Consider the following 21,690-nt stretch of genomic DNA (forward strand, 5'->3'; position numbering starts at 1 on the left):
CGCCGGCATCCGCCCCGCACGTGGTGCTCGGCCAGAAGACGGCCCGCAAGAAGCGCGTGATCGGCCTCGGCGGTTGGATCCTCCGGATCGGGCTGGCCGTGCTGTTCCTCTTCCCGATCCTGTTCATGTTCGTCTCGTCGCTGAAGCCCGACCAGCAGATCTTCGGCGACCTGTCGTCGATCGCCGCGTTCCTGCCCATCGGCAACATCTCGATGGACAACTACGCCGCCGTGTTCGACCGGGTGCCCGCCGCCCGGTTCTTGGTCAACTCGATCGGCATCTCGGCGATCACGGTCATCGCCGGCATCCTGGTGAACAGCCTCGCCGCATTCGCGCTCAGCCGCATGCGGGTACGCGGCAAGACCGTCATCCTCACCCTGATCATCGCCACCCTGATCGTGCCGTTCGAGACCCTCGCGCTGCCGCTGGTGTGGTGGGTGAACCAGCTGCCCTCGTTCGAGCTGACCGAGCTGGGCTTCATGTTCAGCAAGGGCTGGATCGACACCTACCAGGTGCAGATCATCCCGTTCGTGGCCAACGCCTTCTCGATCTACCTGTTCCACCAGTACTTCGAATCGATCCCCAAGGAACTCGACGAGGCCGCCCGCATGGACGGCGCCGGTTGGTTCCGCATCTACCGGCAGGTGGTGATGCCGCTCTCCGGCCCCGCGATCGCCACCGTCGCCATCCTCACCTTCCTGCCCGCCTGGAACTCCTACCTCTGGCCGCTGATGGTGGTGCAAACCGAGGAGCTGCGCCCGGTGATGGTGGGCGTGCAGTACTTCTTCCAGCTCAACGTCTCCTGGGGCGAGGTGATGGCGTACTCCACGCTGATCACGCTGCCCGTGGTGGCCCTGTTCATCGCTTTCCAACGCTCATTCGTCAACAGCATCGCGTCCAGCGGTGTGAAAGGTTAGGCCGGTTTTCATGTCGCTCCAACTGCCCGATAAGTGGATCTGGGACTCCTGGTACGTTCAGGTCGACGGTGTCACGCACGCCTACTACCTGCACGCCAGCAAGGCCCTCGGCGACCCCGAACGCCGGCACCGGCACCCCATCGTCGGCCACGCCGTCAGCACCGACCTCACCAAGTGGACCGTCGTTGAGGACGCCCTGATCATCTCGGATGCTCCCGCGTTCGACGACGCCACCACCTGGACCGGCTCGGTGATCCAGGCCGACGACGGCCTCTGGTGGATGTTCTACACCGGCACCTCCCGCGCCGAGAACACCATGGTGCAGCGCGTCGGCGCGGCCACCTCCCCCGATCTGCTCACCTGGACCAAGGTGTCGACCGAGCCGCTCGTGGAGGCCGACCCGGCGTTCTACGAGACGCTCGACCTGTCGGTCTGGCACGACCAGGCCTGGCGCGACCCGTGGGTGTTCCGCTTCCCCGGCGAGAGCACCTGGCAGATGCTGATCACCGCCCGTGCGGCATCCGGCGACCCGCGGGTGCGCGGCGTGCTCGGCCACGCCACCAGCGAGAACCTGCGCGACTGGACGGTGCAGCCGCCACTCAGCCAGCCCGGCCAGGGCTTCGGCCAGCTCGAGGTGTTCCAGTTCGAGATCGTCGACGGGGTGCCGATCTTGCTGTTCTGCTGCGGTGTCTCCGAGCTCTCGCCCGAGCGCCAGGCGGCCGGCGAGGTGGGCGGCGTCTACAGCGTGGCCGTGGATGCGCGACTGGAGCAGGTGGACTTCACAGGCTCGATGCTGTTCGACCGCACCGATCTCTACGCCGCCCGGCTGCTGCAGGATGCCGACGGGGGCTGGGTGCTGCTCGGCTTCATCAACATCGTCGACGGCGAGTTCGTCGGCACCCTCAGCGACCCGATCCCGGTCACGGCCGACCCGGTGCGGGGGCTTGTGCACCGGCCGGTTCTGGACTCGGCCGAGGCGCCGGCTTTCGCCGCCGCGGTGCTGTGAGCGGCGGTGCTGTGAGCGGCGGTGCGGTAACCGGCACCGCGGCAACCGGCACCTACCGGGCCGAGCGCCGAGTGCTGGTGGTCGGCGAGGCACTGATCGACCTGGTGCAACGGGCCGACGGCTCCCGGGACGAGGCGCCCGGCGGCAGCCCCGCCAACGTGGCGCTGACGCTGGGGCGGCTGGGCCGGCATCCGCAGCTGCTCACCAGCCTTGGCGAGGACGACCGCGGCCACGCGGTGCGGACCTGGCTCGAGGACTCGGGGGTACAGGTGTCCGCGGGGAGCGCGACAGGGGCGCACACCTCCACCGCGACGGCACTGCTCGATGACGCGGGGGCGGCCACCTACGAGTTCGACCTGGCCTGGGCCGTGGATGTGGCGCTGGCGGGCCCGGCTGATGTGCTGCACATCGGGTCGATCGCCACGGTGCTCGAGCCGGGCGCATCCGACGTGGCGCGCCTGGTGGAGGCCCGCCGCGCGACGGCGACCATCACGTTCGATCCGAACATCCGTCCGGCGCTGATCGACGATGCCGCGGCCGCCCGGTCGCGGGTGGAGCAGCTTGTGGGCCTCGCCGACGTCGTGAAGGTCAGCGACGAAGACCTGCTCTGGCTGCACCCCGACCGCGAACTCGCCGACGTTGCCGCCTCCTGGCTCGCCGCCGGGCCCGCCGTGGTGGTGGTCACCCAGGGCGGGCAGGGCGCGTTCGCGCTCACCGCTCAGGGTCGGGTGTGGACGTCGGCGCCCCGGGTGACGGTGGTCGACACCGTCGGTGCTGGCGACACCTTCATGGGCGCTCTCATCGACGGACTGATCGACGCGGACCTGATCGGGGCCGACCGTCGCCAGGCGCTCCGCGACGTGCCGCCGGGGCTACTGGACGGCATTATGCGGCGAAGCGCCGCGGCGGCCGCCGTCACGGTGTCCCGCCCCGGGGCCGACCCGCCCACCCGCGCCGAGCTCGCCGCGGTGAAGTTCGCCGCGGGGTAGATCACGGCGGCGAAAGCCCGAGCAGCGCGCTCACTGCACCTCGTATGGCCCATTGCGCCCGCTACAGGGGGCGCGGTGGGCCATACCTGGTGCAACGACGAGGAAGGAACCCGGCGCGGTAGGTCGGAAGGCCCTACGCCGGCGGCAGCAGGGGTGCGGGTCGAGAGGATGATTCGGGAAGGCGGCTCTCGCAGGAGAGCGGCCACGCCACATGTTCGGTGTGGCGTTCTCTACGCAGTACGAGGAGTTCCCATGTCCGCACGATCCTGGCTCACCGCTTCAGCTCTCACGGTGGCCGCCGTCACCCTTATCGGCTGCGCACAGGCCGCTCCGGCCGAGACTGCGCCGACCGAGAGGCCAGTGGCCGAGCCGGCCCACTGGTCGTACGACGGAGACAGCGGCCCGGAGTCCTGGGCCGGCTTGGACGACGCTTTCCAGGCCTGCGAGGCCGGCACGGATCAGTCCCCGATCGACCTGCCGGCGGCCGTTCCGGCACCGAGCACCAGCATCGAGCTGAGCGCCGAAGAAGCGGAGGGGGACGTCTTCGACAGCGGCCATGCCGTGGAGATCGAGACCGACGGGCAGGGCGAGACGCTCACGTTCGCCGACGATGACTACAGCCTGCAGCAACTGCACGCGCATGTGCCGTCGGAGCACACCGTGGCGGGACAGCCCGCCGCGGCCGAGCTGCACCTGGTGCATGCGGATGCGGACGGAAACCTGCTGGTGCTCGGGGTCCTGGTGACCGAGGGGGCGGCATCCGACGCGTTGACGCCGTTCATCGAGGCGGCCAGCCACCTGGCCGACGACGAGGAGGTGACGCTGGATCTCGCCGCCGTGCTGCCGGCGTCGCTGGAGAACTACGAGTACTCGGGCAGCCTGACCACCCCGCCGTGCACCGAGGACGTGCAGTGGGTGGTGATGGGTACACCGATTTCGATGTCGGCGGAGCAGATCGGCACGCTCGCGGGCGCGCATAACCACAACGCCCGGCCGACCCAGCCGCTTGGGGACCGCACCGTGGTGGGCGGGGCCGGGGAGGTCGAGATCACGGGGTAGAGGCTGCGCGTTAGAGGCTGTGGGTTGAAGGTGCGGGGCCGCAGGTCGCGTCACTGGCGGGTCGGGCACGACGTACGCTGGCCTGATGACGGATGATGCACTGATCGGCCCGGTGGCCGCACCCGAGCTGCACGTCATGACCTTCAACATCCGCCGGCGGTTCGCCCATCTGTTGCCCGGCAATCCTGACCGCTGGGAGAGCCGCAAGCCGCTCGTGCGGCGCATCCTGGTCGCCGAGCAGCCCACGCTGCTCGGCGTGCAGGAGGCTCTGGCAGACCAGGTGGAATGGCTGGCCGGCGCCCTCGGGCCGCATTACCGCGGCGTCGGTCGGGGGCGCAACGCCGACGGAGGAGACGAACGCTGCACCATCTTCTACGACTCCCGCCGCCTCGAACTCACCGACTGGAGCCAGCGCGCGCTGTCCGACACGCCGGACGTGCCCGGCTCCCGGTCCTGGGGCAATCGGGTGCGCAGGGTGCTGGTGTCGGCCGAGTTCACCGATCTCGCTACCAATGGCCGGGTGCTCGCGTTCAACACCCACTTGGACCACCACTCCTGGCGCTCCCGGCTGCGCGCCGCAGACGCCCTGTTGGGGCTGGTGGGCGCGGCGCAGAGTGCCGAGCCGGCCGCCGCGATCGTGGTCACCGGCGACTTCAACGCCGACGCGGACTCGGCGCTGCACCGGCGGCTGACCCTCGATGGCACCCTGCGCGACGCCTGGCTCGCGGCGGCCGATCGGCTCACCCCGCAGTGGGGCACCTTCGGCCACTACAAACGACCGACACCCGGCGGCAAGCGCATCGACTTCATCCTGGCCGGGCCCGCTGTGACCGTGCTGCGCACCGGCATCAACGCGGTGCGGTTCAACGGCCTGGCGGCCTCCGACCACGAGCCTGTGCAGGCGGTGTTGCGCGCCGGCACCTCGCCGGCTCAGCCGTGAGGGCATCGCCCGGAGTCGGCAGCCTGCCCCATACTTGGATATGGGCACCCGCCCGCCACGATCCACGGAGATGAGACCGGTGTCAGACCCCAGCCTTCGCCTGCCCAACACGCAGTTCTGCGCGGTGCTCAACCTCGGCGTTCTGCCCCTGGTGGCGCCCCCTCTGCCGACGCGATTCGCCCTGCCGGTGTTGGATGCGCAGTGGCTCGAGGACGGGGCCGCGATCTACATCGGCTTCGAGGAGGGCGAGCTGCACTTCGACGTGTCGGAACGGGGCATTGCGCACCACTTCCACAACGTCGACGGCGTCGACAGCGACATCAGCCCGTGGCCGGCTGCCGATACCGCGCAGCTGCTGGCCTGGGCCGGCCCGTTCGTGCGTCACGTCAGCGAGCTGCTCGAGGAACTGACCATGGATGCCGCCGAAGCTGCCGAGTGGAGCGCGCTGGGCCTCACCGTCTACGCCACCAGCCCGCCGGAACCAACACAGCTGGAGGTCGTCGACCTCGAACTCGAGGGCGAACAGATGATGCTTCCCTGGCTGGGCGCCGGCCACGTGGGCCACGACCACATCGACGGGCCCAACCACCCGATCGCACTGCTCTGGAACGCGCAGCACGAGGAGCCCGACCTGCCCCTGGCCACCGCCTGGACCGACCCGGCCAGCGGCCAGCCGGCCGTCTCGGCCCGCCCCCGGGTGGACTGGGACGCTGTGGGCCTGCCCGAAGCAGAGGTGCTCGAGTGGCTGGAAGGGCTCTACCTCAACCACCACCTGCTCGCCGACCCCGAAGAACTCATCCTGCGCGCCGGCCTGGAGCGGATCGCCGGGATTCGCTAGCCCGGAACCGGGCCATGACGTATCGACAAGGAGCACGCATGACCAGCACACCCGCATCCAACGCCCGCACCGCCGGCAGGATCGCTGGCAGGATCGCGCTCGGCGCGATCCTGGTCCTGGCCGGCACCAGCCACCTCACCTTTGCGCGGGACGACTTTCGGGCACAGGTGCCGGAGTTCGTGCCGCTCCCCGAGGACACCACGGTGCTGCTCTCGGGAGTGGCCGAGATCTCGCTCGGCAGCGCGCTGCTGTTCGCCCCGGCCGGCCTGCGCGGCAAGGTCGGGCTGCTGGCCGCCGCCTTCTTCACCGCGATCTTCCCCGGCAACATCGCCCAGGCCGTGCATCACAAGGATGCCTTCGGGCTGGACACCGACGCCAAGCGGATCGGTCGCCTCTTCGGACAGCCGCTGCTGATCGCCTGGGCACTCTGGTCGACGGCCGCGTTGGTGCGCCGCGCAAAGTAGTTGCGGCAGCGAGGCGGCTAGGGCGTGTCCGTGCCCTGGCGGGTGCGGCTCCAGGTGACCAGCGGATGCAGCAGCGAGATCAGCTGCCGGCCGGACGTCGTCAGGCTGTAGCTGATCGACACCGGCGTCGTGGGCTGCACGTCACGCTCGATCAGGCCCTCCTGCTCGAGCTCCTTGAGCCGGGCGGCGAGCACCCGGTCTGAGATGCCTTCGACGAGGGTACGGTACTCGGAGAAGCGGCGAGCGCCCCGGGCGCCGGCCATCAGGATCGCGGCGCTCCACTTGCGGCCCGCCAACTCCACCGAGATCTGGAACCGACGGCACTCTTCCTCGTCGAGGGCGAAGGTCGATTCGCTGACGTCTTGTTTCACTGGCTGCGCTTCCTTACTGACCGACTCACTAACTATTGATTAGCAGCTTACCTCCGGATGGCGAATGGTGACGGAGTTTGGCATCGTGGGATGTCGGCGCGAATTCGGGCGCCGCGAACACCCGCAGAAAGGCCCTCAATGGTTACCACGATCGGCATCCTCGGGGCGGGCCGCGTCGGCTCCGCCATCGCCCGCACCGCGCTCAAGGCCGGTTACGCGGTCACCATCGCCGGATCCGGGGCCGCGGCCGACATCCAGCTCATCGTTGACATCGTCATCCCCGGTGCCTCAGCGATGTCGGCGGAGGAGGTGGCCGCATCCGCCGACCTCGTGGTGCTCGCCGTGCCGATGCACAAGTTCCGCTCAGTCGACCCGGCCACCTTGGCCGGCGCCATCGTGATCGACACCATGAACTACTGGCAGCCCATCGACGGCGAACTCCCCGAGGTCGCCACCGACCCCCGCGGCAGCAGCGAGGTCGTCGCCGACCTCTTCGCCACGGCCCGGCTGGTGAAGACCCTCAACCACATCGGCTACCACGACCTGGAGACCGACGCCCGGCCGGCCGGGCATCCCGACCGGCACGCCCTGGCCATCGCGGGCGAGCCGCAGGCCGCATCCGTCGTGGCCGAGGTCATCGAGCGGTTCGGCTTCGACGCCGTCTACGCCGGCCCGCTCGCGGCCGGGGCGGCGTTCGAGCCGGGCTCGGCAGTGTTCGGCGGCCGGCACACCGCGGCCGAGCTGACGGCCGAGCTGGAGTTCGCCGCCGCAGCGGACGACGCCACCGCGGCCTAACTGTTCCCCGTGCGGACATCTGCATCCGGCACACCGGGCGCAGATGTCCGTTTCGGGCACAGTTCCGCAGCCCCCCCCCCCGTTCCGCCAGACCCCGCACCACCAGACACCCCGTTCCACCAGACAACCCCGTTCCACCAGACATCGGACAGACCCATGCAAATCGGCGCATACAGCTTCGGCGACACCCCACTGAACCCCGACGGCAGCTTCCGCAACACCGCGGTGGGCATCCGCACCCTCTTCGACGCCATCGTCCTGGCCGACCGGGTGGGGCTGGACTACTTCGGCATCGGCGAACACCACACCGTGAGCATGCCCGCATCCTCCCCCGGTGCTCTCATCGCCGCCGCTGCCGCCGCGACCGACCAGATCATCCTTGGCAGCGCGGCGAGCATCATCAGCACGGATGACCCGGTGCGGGTGTTCCAGCAGCTCGCCACCGCCGACGCCGTCTCCGGCGGCGGCCGGGTGGAGATCACCGCGGGGCGAGGATCCTCCGTCGAGACCTTCCCGCTGTTCGGACACGACCTGGCCGACTACGACAGGCTCTACGCCGAGAAGCTCGACCTGCTGATGACCATCAACAACAGCCCCACCGAGACGGTGAGCTGGTCGGGCAGCGTACGCCCGGCGATCGACGCCCTGGCCGTGGTGCCCCGCCCGGTGAACGGCCGGCTGCCGATCTGGCTGGCCACCGGAGGCAACGCGGCGTCATCAGCCCGGGCCGGACGGCTGGGCCTGCCCGTCTCCTACGGCATCATCGGCGGCGAACCGCACCGGTTCGCACCGCTGACGGAGCTCTACCGCCGATCGGCCGCGCAGGCCCGGCACACCGAGAACGTGAAGGTTTCGGTGGCCACGTTCGGTCTGGTCGCCCCCTCGAAGGCGGAAGCCCTGGAGCGGTTCTACCCTGGTTGGCACAGCCTCAACGTGGAGATGGGCCGACTGCGCGGTTGGGGCGCCCCCGACCGCCGACAGTTCGACACCCAGGTCGCGGCGCCCGGCGCCTACTACGTGGGCGATCCCGATGACGTCGCCGAGCGCATCGTGCACCTGCACGGTTACCTGGGCCACATGCGGCACTTCCTGCAGGGCGACTTCGGCGGTCTGCCGCCGGAGCACCTACACGAGTCGCTCACCCTGCTGGCCACCGAGGTGAAGCCCCGCGTGGCCCGGCTGCTGGCCGCCAAATAGCAGCCAAATGGCCGCGAGATAACCACCGGACAGCCACCTCTTCTGGCGCACTTTCCCCACCGCGCGGGTACCGTGGGCCCCATGACGGATGCGGCGCTGATCGGTGCGGTGAGTGCGCCCGACCTGCACGTGATGACCTACAACATCCGTCGCCGGGTGCCCACCCTGCGGCGAGGCAGCGCCGACCGGTGGGACACCCGCAAGCTGTTGTTGAAGCGCCTGCTTGTCGCCGAGCAGCCGACACTGCTCGGCGCGCAGGAGGCGCTGGTGGACCAGGTGCATTTTGTGGCCACCGCCCTCGGCCCGCACTACCGCTGGGTGGGCCGCGGTCGGCACGCCACCGGGCGCGACGAGCACAACCCGATCTTCTACGACAGCCGGCGCCTGCAGCTCACCGCCTGGCAACAACGGGCGCTGTCGGCCACGCCGCACGTGCACGGGTCGCGCTCCTGGGGCAATCTCACCAGCAGGGTGGTGGTGTCCGCCGATTTCACCGACCTCGCCACCGGCGCCCGACTGCTGGCCTTCAACACCCACTTCGACCATCTCTCCTGGCGGTCCCGGCTCACCTCGGCGGGGTTCATCATCACCCTGGTGGATTCCGCCCACGCCGCGGAACCCGACGCCGTAATCGTGGTCATTGGCGACCTCAACGCCACCGTGGATTCCGCCGTCTACCGCCGGCTGACCGGCGAGGGTGCGCTCCGGGATTCCTGGCTGGCGGCCGCCGAACGGTTGACCCCGCAGTGGGGCACCTTCTCGGGCTATCGGCGCCTGCGCCGGGGCGGGGCGCGCATCGACTTCGTCCTGGTGGGGCCGGGCGTCGAGGTGGCGAGCACGGGCATCAACGCGGCACGGTTCGACGGTCGGTCCGGCTCCGACCACGAGCCCGTGCAGGCAGTTCTGCGCCCGGCAGGCTCTACTGCCGGCGGCCGATCCGGCTAGTGTGCTGGCCATGATCCACACATTGCTGCGGCGACCGTCCGGCCTCGCGGAGGCGACCGCCGACGCGCTGCGGGCGTTGGCCCTGGTCGGCATCGTGGTCGCCGGCGTCGGCTGGGGCCCGCTGTCCGGGATCAGCCTGGCGCTCGTGGCCGGCGGGATGCTGCTCCCCCGGCTGCTGGGACTGCGACCGAGCGTCGACATCGCGTTCGGCGTGGTGGTGCTCGTGGCGGTCTGGAGCAGCGTGCTGGGGATCTACCTCACCACCCGTTGGTGGGACCTGCCAGTGCACTTCCTCACCAACGGACTCTGCGCCGCGCTGCTCTACATCGTGCTCGTGCAGTTCAAGGTGTTGGCCGACGCCGACACCCTGCCCCGGCCGATGCTCTCGGCAGCCGTGGTGACGACGACGCTGGGGCTGGCGCTGGGCGTGCTCTGGGAGGTCTTCGAGTGGTTCGGGCACACCTACCTCGATCCGGAGATCTTCGTCGGCTACAACGACTCGATAGGCGACCTGGTCTGGGGAGGCGCCGGCGCGCTGCTCGCGGGCTGCGGCATGAGCTACCTCACCGACTCGCCCACGAGCCTCGCGGAACCCACGGCCGACGCCGACCCGGCACCCTTGTAGGCCCGGCACCCGTTTATGTCGCGCTACCGCGCAACGGCATCCGCGAACCAGGTGGTGATGGTCGTCGGATGCGTGATGGCGGTGCCGACGACGACCGCGAACGCGCCGGCGGCGATGCAGACATCCGCCGGGTGACGTCGCCGCCGGCGGCGACGAGTCCCGCCGTGATTTTGGTGCCGCCGAGGTCGACGCCGAGTGATGAGGTCATCGCACCACAAGGCCCGTGCGGTCGACGATCGCCTGGATGCGCTCGACGGTCTGGCCGGCAAGGGCGGGCACCGGCGGCGACATCCGGTTGGTCGAGATGATGTCCAGGTGCGCCAGGGCGGTCTTGAACGAGACGAGGCCGGAGGCCTGGAAGACGATCTCGAACAGTTCGGACAGTTCGGCCTGGATGCGGCGCGCTGACGACTGGTCCACCGTCTTCGGCGTCGGGCCCAGACCGCCATTCGCTGGTTGAGCCTGTCGAAACCCGGTGACACGTCCGCGGGTCCAGGCCTCAGCCCGGCACCACCGCGGTGATGCGGGCGCGGAAGAACTCACCCTCACCCTGCCGAGCGGTGCCCCACCACCACCCGGCGGTGAACGTAGCCGGCAGCGTCAGACCCGCGTACTCCTGCTCGCTGTGCACGGTGCAGCCGAAGGGATATCGTCCGAAAGGCTCCCCGCCCGGGTTCCCCCAGCGCCACAGGGACACGGACTGCACCTCACCGCGCGGCCCGATGCACAGTTCGGCGGATTCCGCTTCGCCGTCGACCTGCCACGTTCCGATGACGTGATCTGCCGAACGGCCGGCCGTCCAGACCGCCGTGCGGAAGCCGACGGGGGCGAGCACAATCTCGCTGGCCAGTCGCCCGGCGGCGCTGCGGGCCACGTCGGCGCCGACGGCGGTGACCACGGGAAAGAGCCCGAGCATCCGCCAGCGCATCTCCCCGGCGCCGGTGGTGAACCGGTCGAAGCCGCGCACGGGCAGCCCGGCCACCCAGGCCGTGGCCGCCCAGATGTAGCCGATGCCGGGAGCGAGGATCTGACGGGCGGAGAACCTCCGCCAGACGCCGAGCCTGATCTCGCCGCGCATGGTCAGCTGCACCGAGCTGGAGAGGGGCGTTCCCGTGGGGATGGCGTGAGTGAGCCAGCGCCGTGCGGGCTCGGGCAGCTGCGCCACGAGCTCAGGCGCGAAGGCCTCGGTCGGGGCGGAGCGGGCGGCCAGCTGGCGCCACGCCTCGCTCACCTGCCGGGCTTCGCTCGGCACGTGGTTGGCCGTCACGGCGTGGCCCCGGTGTTCGCGGTGCGGAACGGGTGCCGGGGCGCGCCGTGGGCCGGCGCCATCCCGTAGCGGGCAAGTACAAGCTGAACGGCGAGCCGTGGCGCATCGGGGTTCGCGGGTGCCCCGGTGATGAGCGCCCGCACGTACAGCGGGCCGGCCAGCGCGTCGAGCACGAACTCGACATCGGTGTCCGGCAGTAGTTCAGCGGTGGCTATGCCGCGCTGCACGGCATCCCGCCACAGCCGTCGGGTGGGCTCGATGATCAGGGTGCGATAGCTCGTTGCGAGCTGAGGGTCGGTCGCCATCTCGGCGACGAGTCCGGGCAGCACCCGACCGAGCGGCGTGTGTGTGAGCGTCACCGACAGCCGGGTGGCGTAATCGAGCAGCTGTTCGGCGACGCTGCCGACGCGCACGCCTGTCTCCCCCGGCATCTGCGTGGCCATCGCCTCGACGACGAGCTGGGACTTGTGCGGCCATCGTCGGTAAACGGTCGGCTTGCCCACCCCGGCCCGCCTGGCTACCCCGGCGATGGTGAAGCCGGCGTAGCCGACCTCACCGAGCAGATCGAGGGCCGCGGCGATGATGGCCGCGTCGACATCGGGATGCCGCGGACGCCCGCGCTCCCGCGCCGACCCTCGTTGCGGTCGTGCAGCCAGGTGGCCCGGTGCCATCGTCACTCCCCCAATATTGTTGCGCCCAATATCGTTACTGTTCGTAACGTTATGGCAAGTCTAGCGATTGAGGACCGAAAGCTGGCTTTCGGCTCGTCTATCTGATAAATATATCTAGAAGATATAAGGAGTTTATTGATGGCTACGACAGACCAGACCCGGATGGCCGTCCTCGGCGGCCTGAGCATCGCGCCGATGACCGGGTACGCCCTGCGTGAGCAGATCCGGGATGCCCTCGGGCATTTCTGGGCGGAGAGCTTCGGGCAGATCTACCCCGCGCTCAGCGCACTCGAGCGCGACGGGCTCATCGAGCGCCAGGCGGCCCTCCGCGCCGGCTCGTCCACGTTCGCCCTCACCCCGCTGGGCACTGAGCGCCTGCGCGAGTTGCTCGCCGAGGCCCCTCAGCCGGTGAAGCCGCGAAACGGTGTGCTGCTGCGGCTGTTCTTCGGGCGCCAACTCGGTCAGGAGGCCTGCCGGAAACTGGTGGCGGACACGCGGGCCACTGCCGACGCCGAACTCGCCGAGATGTGCCGCATCCGCGAGGAGTTGGAGGCCGACACCGGACCGGATGCGCCGTATATTCTCCTCACCGTGCTGGCGGGCGAGCATGCCGCGCGTGCCTCGCTCGCCTGGGCGGATGAGGCGCTGGGTGTTCTCGACGGCTTGGCGTCGGCGGCCCCGCCCGCTGCCAACTCCGCCGCCACCCCCGCCCGGGAGCACTCATGAGCGCCGGCTCGACCGTCTCGCGCCGTCTTTTCCCACGGCGGCGAACCGCCATTGCCGTCGCACTCGGGTTCCTCGTTGTCGTGATCTTCCAGATCAGCCTGCTGCTCGGTGCACCGTTCGGCGCCGCCGCGCTCGGTGGCGCGAATGCGGGCACCCTGCCGGCCGAGCTGCGGATGGTCAGCGCCGTGAGCGCGGTGATCTGGGTTGTCGCCGCGGTCATCGTGCTCGCTCGGGGTGGACTCGGGATGCGCGTGCCACCCGCGCTGAGCCGTTGGGGCACCTGGGTGCTGGTGGGGTATCTCGCGCTGGGCGTGCTCATGAACCTGGCCTCATCCAGCCCCTGGGAACGGTTCGGCTGGGCCCCGTTCACGGCCGTGCTATTCGGTCTGACGCTGCTTCTGGCGCTCAGTGAGCGAGAAGGCCCACCGGCCGGGCCGACGGGGGTGCCCCGGTGAGCGGGGTGGTTACCGGCGCGGCCGTGCTGTTCTGTATGCTCATGGCCGGTCTGATTGTCTTCCAGGCCGCACTCATCGCCGGGGCGCCACTGGGGCAGTTCGCCTGGGGCGGGCAGGACCGGGTGCTGCCCATCCGGAAGCGCCTGGGCAGTGCCACGTCGATCGGTCTCTACCTGATCTTCGGGGTGCTCGTTGTGCAGCGCGCCGGACTGGCCGACATCATCCCGTGGCCCGGGTTCGTCATCGTTGCGACCTGGGTCCTGGCCGGCTACTTCCTGCTCGGCATCGTGCTCAATGCCGCCTCACGGTCGCGGCCGGAGCGGTGGACTATGGCGCCCCTCTGCGCGGTGCTGGCCGGCCTCACGGTGCTCGTCGCGCTGGGCTGACCGGGCCCGCTCGGGCGGCCCGGCCCGCGCTCGTCCCCGCGGCCCGCGCTCGTCCCCGCGGCACGCGCTGTAGCGGGTGCCGCCGGGCATAAACCGTGCCGCGAGGCCTGAACCGTGCCGCGAACAGCCGCGGCGGAGCGATCACTACGCCGTCGAGGTGGCCTGGGTGTCTCCAGCCACAGCCCGCGTGCGGCATCGCCGCGTGCGGCATCGGTGCAGGCTCTGTCGGAGCAGGTACTCTCGGGTCCTGCCAGCGACCTCGGGCCACGGGCCACAACCTGCAGTACGGTGAACGCACATGCAATCAGGGACCGCGTTGGCGTGTACTCCCGAACGACCACACTCGAGAGGTGAACGGATGGCCGGTTCCGCCGTAGTCATCCCGGTCGCGCCCCGTCTGCAGCGGGACCGGTTCCTGGTGCCGGATGTGGCACGCGGCGTGGCCATCATGGCCATGCTCATCGCCCATGCCGGCCCCATCATGGTCGACCAGCCCGAGGCAACGGCCTTCCTGCAGGGCCAGCTCAACGACGTGGCCTCCCCGCTGTTCGCCACGACCATGGGCGCCGCCGCGGCGATCGTGCTGGCCAAGGCGGGCACCGCATCCGCCCAACGAACGGTGATCCTGCAGAACGTCATCCGGGGCGCCATCCTGGTGCTGCTCGGGTTGTTGTTGTCCACCTGGGGCAGCTGGATCGCGATAGTGCTCTCTTTCCTGGGCATCGTGCTCGCAATCGGCACCCCGCTGGTGCTGCTGGGCACCCGGGCGCTGGTCGCCGTGTTGGCGGCGGTGCTGGTGCTCGGCGCCCCGCTCAATGAGCTGATGCTGGCCGCCACCGGTCCGCTGCTCACCGTGGGTGAGCGCACCCCGGCGAGCTTCCTCCTCGAGTGGCTCTTCCTCAGCCCGCACTACCGGGTGACCAATCTGCTGCCGTGGTTCCTGTTCGGGGCTCTGCTGTTCCGCATCCGTTTCGGTGGCCGCCGGGCGGGCTGGATTCTGTTGGCGATCGCCGTGCCCGCCTGGTGGCTCGGGCCGCTCTGGCGCGGCGCGACCGGGGCGGAGTTCAGCCCGTCGGGCAGCTACCTCGACACCCTGCACGATGCCGGGCTGGTGCTCGGGGTGCTGGGCGTGATCATGCTGCTCGCGTCGCTGCGGGGGCGGCGAACCGCGGCCGTGGTGCGTGCGGTGTTCCTGCCGTTCGAGGCGATCGGCTCGATCTCGCTGTCGCTGTATGTGTTCCAGGTGGCCGTGGTGGGGTGGATGGCCGGCAACGGGATCAGCTACGGCAGCACCGACCCGGTCGCCTGGCTCGGGCTCGTGATCGGCGTGCCGATCGTGGGGATCCTTTGGTGGCGGTTTGTGGGAAAGGGCCCGGTCGAGTGGCTGATCGGCGTGCTCTCGGGCCGGTACCGGCTCCGCCGCTCGAGCACCGTCGGTGCCGGCTCAGCGAGGTAGCGCTGCCGGTTCGCGCGCCACCCCGAGTTGCTTCACATCCCCCGTTCGGGACGCCCGACGAGGTGTTTTCGGCAACTGGCGAAGATTCCGCTCGGCGACTTCGGGCGAAGCGCCCCTTGGACGCTTGCCGTGCGGCACTGTGCGGCCACTCGGCGTCGACGCGGCACCGGGAGGCCGGACTAGGCTGCCGCCTGATGCAACGGCTCGAGCGCGGAGTCGAGGGCCGCTTCCAGCGGCCAGGCCGAGCGCATCGGCTGGCTGAGCACGAGGCCACCCTGGATCGCGGCGAGGATCACCACGGCGATGCGCTGGGGGTCGACCGCCTGGTCGATAAGCCCGCCGGCCTGCATTTTCGTCACGCCCGCTGCCAGGGTGTCCCGCCACTGGGCCATGCTGGCGCTGAAGAAGGCTTCGAGGTCGGGGTCGGTCATCGCGGCCTGCGTCGCCAGCGACCCGATCGGGCACGCCCACCGGCCGAGGCCGAGGTAGTAATCCACCAGCGCAGCGCGCCACGCGTTCCAAGACTCCCAGGTGCTCAGGTCGTGGATGTGGGGCTCCTGCGCCGCGAGCAACTGCCGGCCTTCCCAGGTCGCGACCTCGCGCACCAGTTCGGTCTTGCCGCCGGGAAAGTAGTGGAAGAGCTGGCTCTTGCTGGTGAGGGTGGCGGCGCGAACGGTGTCCAGGGTGGTGCCGCCGATGCCCGCGGCGAGGATCTGCTCTCCGGTGGCCTCGATGATCCGCTGGCGGGTGGCCCGGCCCCGCGCGGTGATCTTCGTCTCCTCCATGCGTCGATCGTAGCGTACTGGACCGCACGGTCCAGGGTGTGGTACGAATGGACCGTGAAGTCCAATAGTGAACTCCAACCTCAGCCCCAGCCCCTGCCCCAGCCCCTGTCCCCCGATTCCCGATCGCCCTTCGGGGCCGAATCGACCGCACTCGACGTGGTGCGCGGCCTCGACCTGGGCGGACGCTCCGCCCTGGTGACCGGGGCCAGTTCCGGCATCGGGGTGGAGACAGCGCGGGCGTTGGCCGCTGCCGGCGCGAGCGTCACCCTCGCGGTGCGGGATCTGGCGGCCGGCGCCCGCACCGCGGAGGAGATCCGCTCGAGCACCGGCAACGGTGCCGTGCGGGTGGCCCACCTCGACCTGGCCGACCTGGGCACGGTGCGGGCGTTGGCGGCGGGGTGGTCGGGCCCGTTGCACATCCTGGTCAACAACGCCGGCATCATGCACACCCCGGAATTGCGGACGCTCTCCGGGTGGGAGATGCAGTTCGCGGTGAACCACCTGGGCCACTTCGCTCTCGCGACGGCGCTGCACCCGGCGCTGGCCGCCGCCGACGGGGCCCGGATCGTGGCGGTGAGCTCCAGCGGGCACGGCTCGAGCGGCATCCGGTTCGACGACCTGTTCTTTGAGCGGGATGCCTACGACTCATCGCTGGCGTACGGGCAGTCGAAGACCGCGAACGTGCTGTTCGCCCTCGAGGCCACCCGGCGGTGGGCGGATGACGGCATCGCCGCAGCCGCCCTGATGCCGGGCGGCATCTGGACGAACCTGCAGCGGCACTGGGACCCCGAGGTGCTGGCGGGGATGAAGAGCCGGTATCCGGGCAAGAGCCCTGCGCAGGGAGCCGCGACCTCGGTGTTCGTGGCCACCCGGGCGACGCTCGGCGCGGGAACGCCGGGCTACTACGAGGACTGCCACCCGGCGGCCGTGGTGCCCGCCATCGTCGACGGCATCCATGGGGTGCTCCCCCACGCGCTCGACCCGGACACCGCCCGCCGGCTGTGGGACGTGTCCGCCGGGCTGCTCGCGTCCGCCTGACCGCCCACAGGCGACGTATCCGGGGTCGCGACCAGTCCGTTGGTGGAGTTTGCCGAGACCTGGCGGCTAGGCGACCGACCAGCCGCCGTCGCTGGCCAGCACCTGGCCGTTCACGTTCACGCCATCGTCGCTGAGCAGGAAGGTGATCGACGCGGCGAGCGCATCCGCCTCGACGGCGTCGGTCAGCACCGCCATGCCGGCGCGCACCCGCTGGGCACCGAGCTCAGACGCGAACTTCGCCTCGATGTTGGTGATGACGGGGCCGGGGGCCACCGCGTTCACCCGGATGCCGCTGGGTCCGTACATGTACGCGCTGCTCTTGGTCAGCCCCACGACGGCGTGCTTGGACGCCGTGTAGGCCACGCCGGCCGCGGAGCCGCGGAGTGCCGCCTCTGAGGCCACGTTGACGATGGAGCCGTACTGGCGCTCGAGCATTCCGGGCACCACGGCGCGCATGAGCTTCATGCTGCCGTCCACGTTGATCGCGAACACCCGCTGCCAGACGGCGTCGGTCACCTCGTGCACCGGGGTCATGTCGTCCATGATGCCGGCGACGTTGGCGAGGGCGTCGATCTGGCCGCCGGCGGCTTCGACGATCGCGGCGATGGCGGTGTCGTCGGTGATGTTCGCCACCACCGGAACGATGTCGGCGCCGGCGAGCTCGGCCACGAAATCGTCGAGGCGTTCCTCGGAGATGTCGACGGCGATCACCCGGCCGCCCTCCCGGGCGACCCTGGCGGCGGTGGCCCGGCCGATGCCGGAACCGGCTCCGGTGACGATGACGGTCTTGCCGGTGAACCGGCCCGCGTCGATGCGTTCGACCCACTCGGGGCGTTCGACGGCGGCGGGGCCGGCGGCTGCCGGGGCGGCGGGCGGCGCATCCGTTGCCGCGGCGGAGGCCGGCATGTCACCGGCCGCGACCCGGCGCACCAGGTCGTCGATCAGCTCGGGCGGGAACTGACCCTTGCTGAGCTTGACCAGACGCTTGATCGCGAGCTTGCGCACCGGGCGCAGCGCGTCGGCGCTCTGGCCGCCCTGGGCGAGCAGGTCGCGCAGGATGGGTCCGCCGATCGGGTCGTCGAGCCAGGAGCCCACGGAGGAATCGGCGGTGAGGATGCTCTGGGTCATGCGAGTGGTTCCTTTTCTTTCGGGATGACCGTCTCCGCGGGGTTGACGGAGACGGAAGTTGCGGCCGCGTGCAGGGCGGCGAGGTAGCCGAACACCATCGCGGGGGCGATTGTGGAGCCGGGACCCGGGTAGGTGTGGCCCATCACGGAGGCCGTGGTGTTGCCGGCGGCGTAGAGTCCCGGGATCGGGGTGCCGGCCTCGGTGAGCACCTGGCCGTTCTCGTCGGTGAGCAGGCCGCCCTTGGTGCCGAGGTCACCCGGCACCACCTTGACCGCCGTGAACGGGCCTTTTTCGAGCGGGCCGAGGTTGGGGTTGGGTTTGACGCTCGGGTCGCCGTAGTAGTTGTCGTAGACGGTTCGGCCGCGGCCGAAGTCCAGGTCCACCCCGCTTCGGGCGAAGCCGTTGAACCTCTCGACGGTGGTCCGCAATGCTCCCGGGTCGATGTTCAGCCGGTCGGCGAGTTCCTCGAGGGTGTCCGCGGTGACGACGATGCCGTTGGCCCGCAGGGCCTTGCCGCCCATCAGCAGCGGCGAGAACAGGTACCGGCGGCGGTGCCGCACGTCCACGATCAACCAGGACGGGATCGTCGGCGTCTGCCGGTGGTGCTCGATCATGTCGTGGCCGAAGTCGATGTAGCTCTGGGACTCGTTGGTGTACCGGGAGCCGGCCTGGTCGACGATGATGCCGAACGGCATCGACCGCTCGGAGAGCATGAACTGGGCCGTGCCGTCGACCATCGGCACGGCGGAGCCCCACCAGGCGTCGTCCATCATTGCCAGCGCACCGCCGGCCTTGACTCCCACGTCGATGGCGGTGCCCTGGTCGCCGGCGGCCGCCGAGCTGTTGCCGGGCATGCCGTGGTACTTCTGGCGCCACTCCTGGTTCTGGGCGAAGCCGCCGGCGCCGAGAACCACGCCGGCCCGGACCCGGATGCGCACAGATCCGGCCCAGGTGGTGACGATCGCGCCGACCACGCGGCCGTCCTCGAGCACCAGCTCGGTGACCGGGGAGTCCAGGAGCACCTCGGTGCCCTGCCTGCGCACGATCTCCATCAGCGACATCACCAGGGCGCCGCCGAGCCCGTGCAGGCGCTTGCCGGTGACGATGCCGCCGAGAGTGCGGAAGACGAAGCGGGCGCCGCGCACGAAGCCGCTCGGCGTGGACCAGGCCCTGGACAGCAGCCAGACGTCGTCGGTCTTCAACGGTGCCGGGATGCCCTCATCGGCGCGGGAGGACTTCACCCAGTCACCCAGGCGCTTGGCATCGAAGGGTTGCACCTCGATGCCACGGCCGACCCTGCCGCCGGGCCGGGTCGGGTAGTAGTCGGGGTAGTCCTTCGCCGCGCACCAGCGCACACCGAGGCCGGCGAGCAGGCCGAACACGCGCGGCACAGCATCCACGAAGGCCTCTCGACGCTCGATGGAACTGGCCGGGCCGGCGTCACCGATTGCCGCTGCCATGTAGGCGAGGGCGTCGGCGCGGGAGTCCTGGATGCCGAGCTTCTTCATCAACGGGTTGTTCGGCATCCACAGGCCGCCACCGCTGAGCATGGTCGTGCCGCCCCAGCGGCCGGTGCTCTCGACAATGAGGGCGGTGAGTCCAGCGTCGGCGGCGGTGATGGCGGCGGTCAATCCCGCGGCGCCCGATCCTGCTACAAGTACGTCAACTTCGCGATCCCAGTGGGCGGTCATGACTCCTCCTCGATCCGGACAACACTGTCCGGATGTAACCTACCTCGGTGGGCACAAATTCCAAAGCGAATCGGGGGCCGAGTGCCGGACCCGAAAACCGCCGGGCGCTCCTCGCCGCCGCGCGGGAGGTCTTTGCCGCCGACGGCTTCACCGCGCCGCTGAGCGCGGTGGCCCGCCGGGCCGGCGTGGGCCAGGGCAGTCTCTACAGGCATTTCCCCGATCGCACCGCCCTGGCGATCGCCATCTTCGACGAGAACCTCGCGGCGCTCGAGACCTTCGTGGACCGGCCGGAGAGCACCCTCGACGACCTGCTGGACCGGGTGATCGAACAGGCGCTGGCCTCGACGGCGCTCATCGACCTGGTGATGGCGGATGCCCACGATCCCCGCGCGGTGCATCTGGCCGACCGGCTCGACATCGTCGTGGCGCGTCTCCTCGTGCGCGAGCAGGCGGCCGGCCGGATCGGCGAACACGTCGGTACCGCCGATGTGATCCTCGCGGTGTCGATGCTGGCCGGGGTGCTGGCCCGCAGCGACGCCGCCGACCGCCCGGATGTGGCCCGGCGGGCTTGGGGTCTCTTCCACGCGGCGTTCACCCCGCGCTGAGCGGCCAGACGGACGGCAACATGGTGGGGCGGGGCAGCTCGTCCGCGGGTGGGCAACCCGGCGCCGCGGCGGCATACTGACGGCAACATCCGTCTGTGACACCTGCGGAAGGTACCCCGTGAGCTTCTGGATCTGTGCCACCTGTGGCGTCGAGCACGCCGAGAACACCGGCGTCTGCGCCATCTGTGCCGATGAACGGCAGTGGGTGCCGGCCGACGGCCAGCGGTGGACCACGCTGGCCGACCTGTACGAGGCGGGCTACCGGGCCGAGCTCCTCGAGCTCGAACCCGACCTGTTCGGCATCGAGAGCACCCCGACCGTGGGCATCGGCCAGCAGACCAAGTTGCTCTGCACCCCCACGGGCAGCGTGCTCTGGGACCCGATCGGCTTCGTGGACGACGACATCGCCGGCCGGGTGCTCGAACGCGGGCCGGTGCGCGCGATCCTGGCCAGCCATCCGCACATGTTCGGCCTGCAGGTGGAGTGGAGTAGGGCGCTCGGCGGTGTGCCCGTGCTGGTGGCCGAGGCCGACCTGGCCTGGGTGGCCCGACCCGACCCGGTGATCCGGGCATGGTCGGGCGAGGTGCGCCTGTTGCCCGGCGTCACGCTGATGCAGGTGGGCGGCCACTTCCCCGGCAGCGGGGTACTGCACTGGGCGGCCGGCGCGGCTGGGCGCGGCGTGCTTCTCAGCGGCGACACAGTGTTCGCCAACCCCGACCGCACCTCGGTGAGCTTCATGCGCAGCTACCCCAACCGGCTGCCGCTGTCAGGTCCGGTGGTGGAGCGGATCGCCCGCACCCTCGAGCGGTTGACCTTCGACCGGCTGTACGGCAACTTCGACACCGTGATCGCGGCGGATGCCCGCGCCGTGGTGCGCCGATCGGCCGACCGGCACTGGGGCTGGGTGCGCGGCGACTTCGACGACCTCACCTGAGGCGCGTGGGTCACTCGGCTCGCGGGGTCCGCTCTGGCGGTTCGGGGAGGATGCGCAGGCCGGCCGGGGTGTTCGCCACCTGCACGAGTTCATCGATCCAGGTGCGGTTGAGCGTGGGCTCCCGCTTGCCGGAGAACTCGAAATCGAGGGGTACCGCGGGGTTCAGCCAGATGGAGCTGTGGCCACTGCCCGAGTCCTTGGACCGTTCCCAGGAGAATGCGAAACTCTCGCCCCGGCGCAGCTTGGCCACGATCACGACCTTGAGGTGCGCGAGTGTGCGGTCGTCGATCTCTACCGAGATCGCCGGCGTCCCGTAGATGAACTTGCCCATCACATTCCTCGTTTTGCACATTCCTCGTTGTGACCGGAGGGCCCGCACGATGCGAGGACCGGCGCGGACTG

Annotated in this window: 26 protein-coding genes and 1 pseudogene; 18 read left to right on the forward strand and 9 right to left on the reverse strand. The window is 70.2% G+C overall.

Going from position 1 to position 21,690, the window contains the following annotated elements:
- Positions 1-125 precede the first annotated feature (125 nt).
- The 7 genes from B7495_RS17165 to B7495_RS17195 all read left to right on the forward strand — a co-directional run bounded on the left by B7495_RS17165 (position 126) and on the right by B7495_RS17195 (position 6,213).
- Complete coding sequence (locus B7495_RS17165) at positions 126-917, forward strand: carbohydrate ABC transporter permease (protein WP_240632520.1); 792 nt, start codon at positions 126-128, stop codon at positions 915-917.
- A gap of 10 nt (positions 918-927) precedes the next feature.
- The gene (locus B7495_RS17170) at positions 928-1,923 is read left to right on the forward strand and encodes a glycosyl hydrolase family 32 (RefSeq protein WP_088457663.1); all 996 of its coding nucleotides are present in this window, start codon (positions 928-930) and stop codon (positions 1,921-1,923) included.
- Positions 1,924-1,934: 11 nt separating this feature from the next.
- Entirely contained in the window at positions 1,935-2,912 is a 978-nt protein-coding gene (locus B7495_RS17175; RefSeq protein ID WP_240632300.1) for a carbohydrate kinase, read from the forward strand.
- 252 nt (positions 2,913-3,164) lie between these two features.
- Positions 3,165-3,971, forward strand: a complete 807-nt coding sequence (locus B7495_RS17180; protein ID WP_168195345.1) for a carbonic anhydrase — start codon at positions 3,165-3,167, stop codon at positions 3,969-3,971.
- Between the two features lie 85 nt (positions 3,972-4,056).
- Positions 4,057-4,911: an endonuclease/exonuclease/phosphatase family protein gene (locus B7495_RS17185; protein WP_088457665.1), complete on the forward strand. Its 855-nt coding sequence runs from the start codon at positions 4,057-4,059 to the stop codon at positions 4,909-4,911.
- Between the two features lie 79 nt (positions 4,912-4,990).
- Positions 4,991-5,749 carry a hypothetical protein gene (locus tag B7495_RS17190; protein WP_133163774.1) on the forward strand — a complete coding sequence of 253 codons (759 nt, stop codon included), beginning with the start codon at positions 4,991-4,993 and terminating at the stop codon, positions 5,747-5,749.
- 38 nt (positions 5,750-5,787) lie between these two features.
- Positions 5,788-6,213, forward strand: coding sequence for a MauE/DoxX family redox-associated membrane protein (locus B7495_RS17195; RefSeq protein WP_088457667.1), 426 nt, complete (start codon positions 5,788-5,790; stop codon positions 6,211-6,213).
- Between the two features lie 17 nt (positions 6,214-6,230).
- Here B7495_RS17195 and B7495_RS17200 read toward each other — a convergent pair whose 3' ends face one another.
- A complete protein-coding gene (locus tag B7495_RS17200) occupies positions 6,231-6,584 on the reverse strand; it encodes a helix-turn-helix domain-containing protein (RefSeq protein WP_240632301.1) in 354 nt (117 codons plus the stop codon).
- A gap of 138 nt (positions 6,585-6,722) precedes the next feature.
- On the opposite strand from B7495_RS17200, the gene B7495_RS17205 reads away from it, so the two are divergent.
- From B7495_RS17205 to B7495_RS17220, 4 genes are all read left to right on the forward strand, one after another.
- Positions 6,723-7,379 (forward strand): NAD(P)-binding domain-containing protein, encoded by a 657-nt coding sequence (locus B7495_RS17205; protein ID WP_240632302.1) that lies wholly within the window; start codon positions 6,723-6,725, stop codon positions 7,377-7,379.
- A gap of 156 nt (positions 7,380-7,535) precedes the next feature.
- Positions 7,536-8,576 (forward strand): LLM class flavin-dependent oxidoreductase, encoded by a 1,041-nt coding sequence (locus tag B7495_RS17210; protein ID WP_088457669.1) that lies wholly within the window; start codon positions 7,536-7,538, stop codon positions 8,574-8,576.
- A gap of 81 nt (positions 8,577-8,657) precedes the next feature.
- On the forward strand, positions 8,658-9,521 hold the full coding sequence (locus B7495_RS17215) for an endonuclease/exonuclease/phosphatase family protein (protein WP_088457670.1): 864 nt from the start codon (positions 8,658-8,660) through the stop codon (positions 9,519-9,521).
- A 10-nt stretch (positions 9,522-9,531) separates the two neighbouring features.
- Positions 9,532-10,146, forward strand: coding sequence for a hypothetical protein (locus B7495_RS17220; protein WP_151199602.1), 615 nt, complete (start codon positions 9,532-9,534; stop codon positions 10,144-10,146).
- A gap of 23 nt (positions 10,147-10,169) precedes the next feature.
- Here the strand turns inward: B7495_RS17220 and B7495_RS17225 are convergent.
- From B7495_RS17225 to B7495_RS17240, 4 genes and pseudogenes are all read right to left on the reverse strand, one after another.
- Positions 10,170-10,259, reverse strand: a pseudogene (locus B7495_RS17225) (N-acetylmannosamine-6-phosphate 2-epimerase); the annotation flags it as partial.
- Between the two features lie 91 nt (positions 10,260-10,350).
- Complete coding sequence (locus B7495_RS17230) at positions 10,351-10,566, reverse strand: hypothetical protein (protein WP_088457673.1); 216 nt, start codon at positions 10,564-10,566, stop codon at positions 10,351-10,353.
- 79 nt (positions 10,567-10,645) lie between these two features.
- Positions 10,646-11,413, reverse strand: a complete 768-nt coding sequence (locus B7495_RS17235; RefSeq protein WP_088457674.1) for a DUF6544 family protein — start codon at positions 11,411-11,413, stop codon at positions 10,646-10,648.
- Positions 11,410-12,084, reverse strand: a complete 675-nt coding sequence (locus tag B7495_RS17240) for a TetR/AcrR family transcriptional regulator (RefSeq protein ID WP_088457675.1) — start codon at positions 12,082-12,084, stop codon at positions 11,410-11,412. Before B7495_RS17240 ends, B7495_RS17235 begins: the two co-directional genes overlap by 4 nt.
- Positions 12,085-12,222: 138 nt before the next feature.
- Between B7495_RS17240 and B7495_RS17245 the strand changes: the two genes are divergently transcribed.
- The 4 genes from B7495_RS17245 (at position 12,223) to B7495_RS17260 (ending at position 15,107) form a co-directional block, all read left to right on the forward strand.
- A complete protein-coding gene (locus B7495_RS17245) occupies positions 12,223-12,810 on the forward strand; it encodes a PadR family transcriptional regulator (RefSeq protein ID WP_088457676.1) in 588 nt (195 codons plus the stop codon).
- Positions 12,807-13,265 carry a hypothetical protein gene (locus B7495_RS17250; RefSeq protein ID WP_088457677.1) on the forward strand — a complete coding sequence of 153 codons (459 nt, stop codon included), beginning with the start codon at positions 12,807-12,809 and terminating at the stop codon, positions 13,263-13,265. Before B7495_RS17245 ends, B7495_RS17250 begins: the two co-directional genes overlap by 4 nt.
- Before the next feature lie 41 nt (positions 13,266-13,306).
- Positions 13,307-13,651, forward strand: a complete 345-nt coding sequence (locus B7495_RS17255; RefSeq protein WP_134407859.1) for a hypothetical protein — start codon at positions 13,307-13,309, stop codon at positions 13,649-13,651.
- A gap of 358 nt (positions 13,652-14,009) precedes the next feature.
- The gene (locus tag B7495_RS17260; RefSeq protein ID WP_088457678.1) at positions 14,010-15,107 is read left to right on the forward strand and encodes a hypothetical protein; all 1,098 of its coding nucleotides are present in this window, start codon (positions 14,010-14,012) and stop codon (positions 15,105-15,107) included.
- Positions 15,108-15,286: 179 nt separating this feature from the next.
- Here the strand turns inward: B7495_RS17260 and B7495_RS17265 are convergent, their stop codons facing one another.
- Positions 15,287-15,892, reverse strand: coding sequence for a TetR/AcrR family transcriptional regulator (locus B7495_RS17265; protein ID WP_088457679.1), 606 nt, complete (start codon positions 15,890-15,892; stop codon positions 15,287-15,289).
- 54 nt (positions 15,893-15,946) lie between these two features.
- On the opposite strand from B7495_RS17265, the gene B7495_RS17270 reads away from it, so the two are divergent.
- Entirely contained in the window at positions 15,947-16,930 is a 984-nt protein-coding gene (locus B7495_RS17270) for an SDR family NAD(P)-dependent oxidoreductase (RefSeq protein WP_240632303.1), read from the forward strand.
- A 66-nt stretch (positions 16,931-16,996) separates the two neighbouring features.
- Here B7495_RS17270 and B7495_RS17275 read toward each other — a convergent pair whose 3' ends face one another.
- On the reverse strand, positions 16,997-18,058 hold the full coding sequence (locus B7495_RS17275) for an SDR family NAD(P)-dependent oxidoreductase (RefSeq protein WP_088457680.1): 1,062 nt from the start codon (positions 18,056-18,058) through the stop codon (positions 16,997-16,999).
- Positions 18,055-19,749, reverse strand: a complete 1,695-nt coding sequence (locus tag B7495_RS17280; RefSeq protein WP_088457681.1) for an FAD-binding protein — start codon at positions 19,747-19,749, stop codon at positions 18,055-18,057. The genes B7495_RS17275 and B7495_RS17280 overlap by 4 nt, the downstream gene beginning before the upstream one ends.
- A gap of 47 nt (positions 19,750-19,796) precedes the next feature.
- On the opposite strand from B7495_RS17280, the gene B7495_RS19490 reads away from it, so the two are divergent.
- Together B7495_RS19490 and B7495_RS17290 are read left to right on the forward strand one after the other, a co-directional pair.
- Positions 19,797-20,354, forward strand: a complete 558-nt coding sequence (locus B7495_RS19490; protein WP_088457682.1) for a TetR/AcrR family transcriptional regulator — start codon at positions 19,797-19,799, stop codon at positions 20,352-20,354.
- A 118-nt stretch (positions 20,355-20,472) separates the two neighbouring features.
- Entirely contained in the window at positions 20,473-21,288 is an 816-nt protein-coding gene (locus B7495_RS17290; RefSeq protein WP_088457683.1) for an MBL fold metallo-hydrolase, read from the forward strand.
- Between the two features lie 10 nt (positions 21,289-21,298).
- Here B7495_RS17290 and B7495_RS17295 read toward each other — a convergent pair whose 3' ends face one another.
- A complete protein-coding gene (locus B7495_RS17295; RefSeq protein WP_088457684.1) occupies positions 21,299-21,619 on the reverse strand; it encodes an ATP-dependent DNA ligase in 321 nt (106 codons plus the stop codon).
- Positions 21,620-21,690 lie beyond the last annotated feature (71 nt).

Origin of the sequence: Cryobacterium sp. LW097 (assembly GCF_002205495.2) — a bacterium.
Taxonomy (GTDB): domain Bacteria; phylum Actinomycetota; class Actinomycetes; order Actinomycetales; family Microbacteriaceae; genus Cryobacterium; species Cryobacterium zongtaii.

Bases quoted from the DNA above. Each gene is read 5' to 3' on its own strand.
- B7495_RS17165 (WP_240632520.1), top strand. From the start codon at position 126: ATGTTCGTCTCGTCGCTGAAGCCCGACCAGCAGATCTTCGGCGACCTG.
- B7495_RS17170 (WP_088457663.1), top strand. From the start codon at position 928: ATGTCGCTCCAACTGCCCGATAAGTGGATCTGGGACTCCTGGTACGTT.
- B7495_RS17180 (WP_168195345.1), top strand. From the start codon at position 3,165: ATGTCCGCACGATCCTGGCTCACCGCTTCAGCTCTCACGGTGGCCGCC.
- B7495_RS17185 (WP_088457665.1), top strand. From the start codon at position 4,057: ATGACGGATGATGCACTGATCGGCCCGGTGGCCGCACCCGAGCTGCAC.
- B7495_RS17195 (WP_088457667.1), top strand. From the start codon at position 5,788: ATGACCAGCACACCCGCATCCAACGCCCGCACCGCCGGCAGGATCGCT.
- B7495_RS17205 (WP_240632302.1), top strand. From the start codon at position 6,723: ATGGTTACCACGATCGGCATCCTCGGGGCGGGCCGCGTCGGCTCCGCC.
- B7495_RS17210 (WP_088457669.1), top strand. From the start codon at position 7,536: ATGCAAATCGGCGCATACAGCTTCGGCGACACCCCACTGAACCCCGAC.
- B7495_RS17215 (WP_088457670.1), top strand. From the start codon at position 8,658: ATGACGGATGCGGCGCTGATCGGTGCGGTGAGTGCGCCCGACCTGCAC.
- B7495_RS17220 (WP_151199602.1), top strand. From the start codon at position 9,532: ATGATCCACACATTGCTGCGGCGACCGTCCGGCCTCGCGGAGGCGACC.
- B7495_RS17240 (WP_088457675.1), bottom strand. From the start codon at position 12,084: ATGGCACCGGGCCACCTGGCTGCACGACCGCAACGAGGGTCGGCGCGG.
- B7495_RS17245 (WP_088457676.1), top strand. From the start codon at position 12,223: ATGGCTACGACAGACCAGACCCGGATGGCCGTCCTCGGCGGCCTGAGC.
- B7495_RS17250 (WP_088457677.1), top strand. From the start codon at position 12,807: ATGAGCGCCGGCTCGACCGTCTCGCGCCGTCTTTTCCCACGGCGGCGA.
- B7495_RS17255 (WP_134407859.1), top strand. From the start codon at position 13,307: ATGGCCGGTCTGATTGTCTTCCAGGCCGCACTCATCGCCGGGGCGCCA.
- B7495_RS17260 (WP_088457678.1), top strand. From the start codon at position 14,010: ATGGCCGGTTCCGCCGTAGTCATCCCGGTCGCGCCCCGTCTGCAGCGG.
- B7495_RS17265 (WP_088457679.1), bottom strand. From the start codon at position 15,892: ATGGAGGAGACGAAGATCACCGCGCGGGGCCGGGCCACCCGCCAGCGG.
- B7495_RS17275 (WP_088457680.1), bottom strand. From the start codon at position 18,058: ATGACCCAGAGCATCCTCACCGCCGATTCCTCCGTGGGCTCCTGGCTC.
- B7495_RS17280 (WP_088457681.1), bottom strand. From the start codon at position 19,749: ATGACCGCCCACTGGGATCGCGAAGTTGACGTACTTGTAGCAGGATCG.
- B7495_RS17295 (WP_088457684.1), bottom strand. From the start codon at position 21,619: ATGGGCAAGTTCATCTACGGGACGCCGGCGATCTCGGTAGAGATCGAC.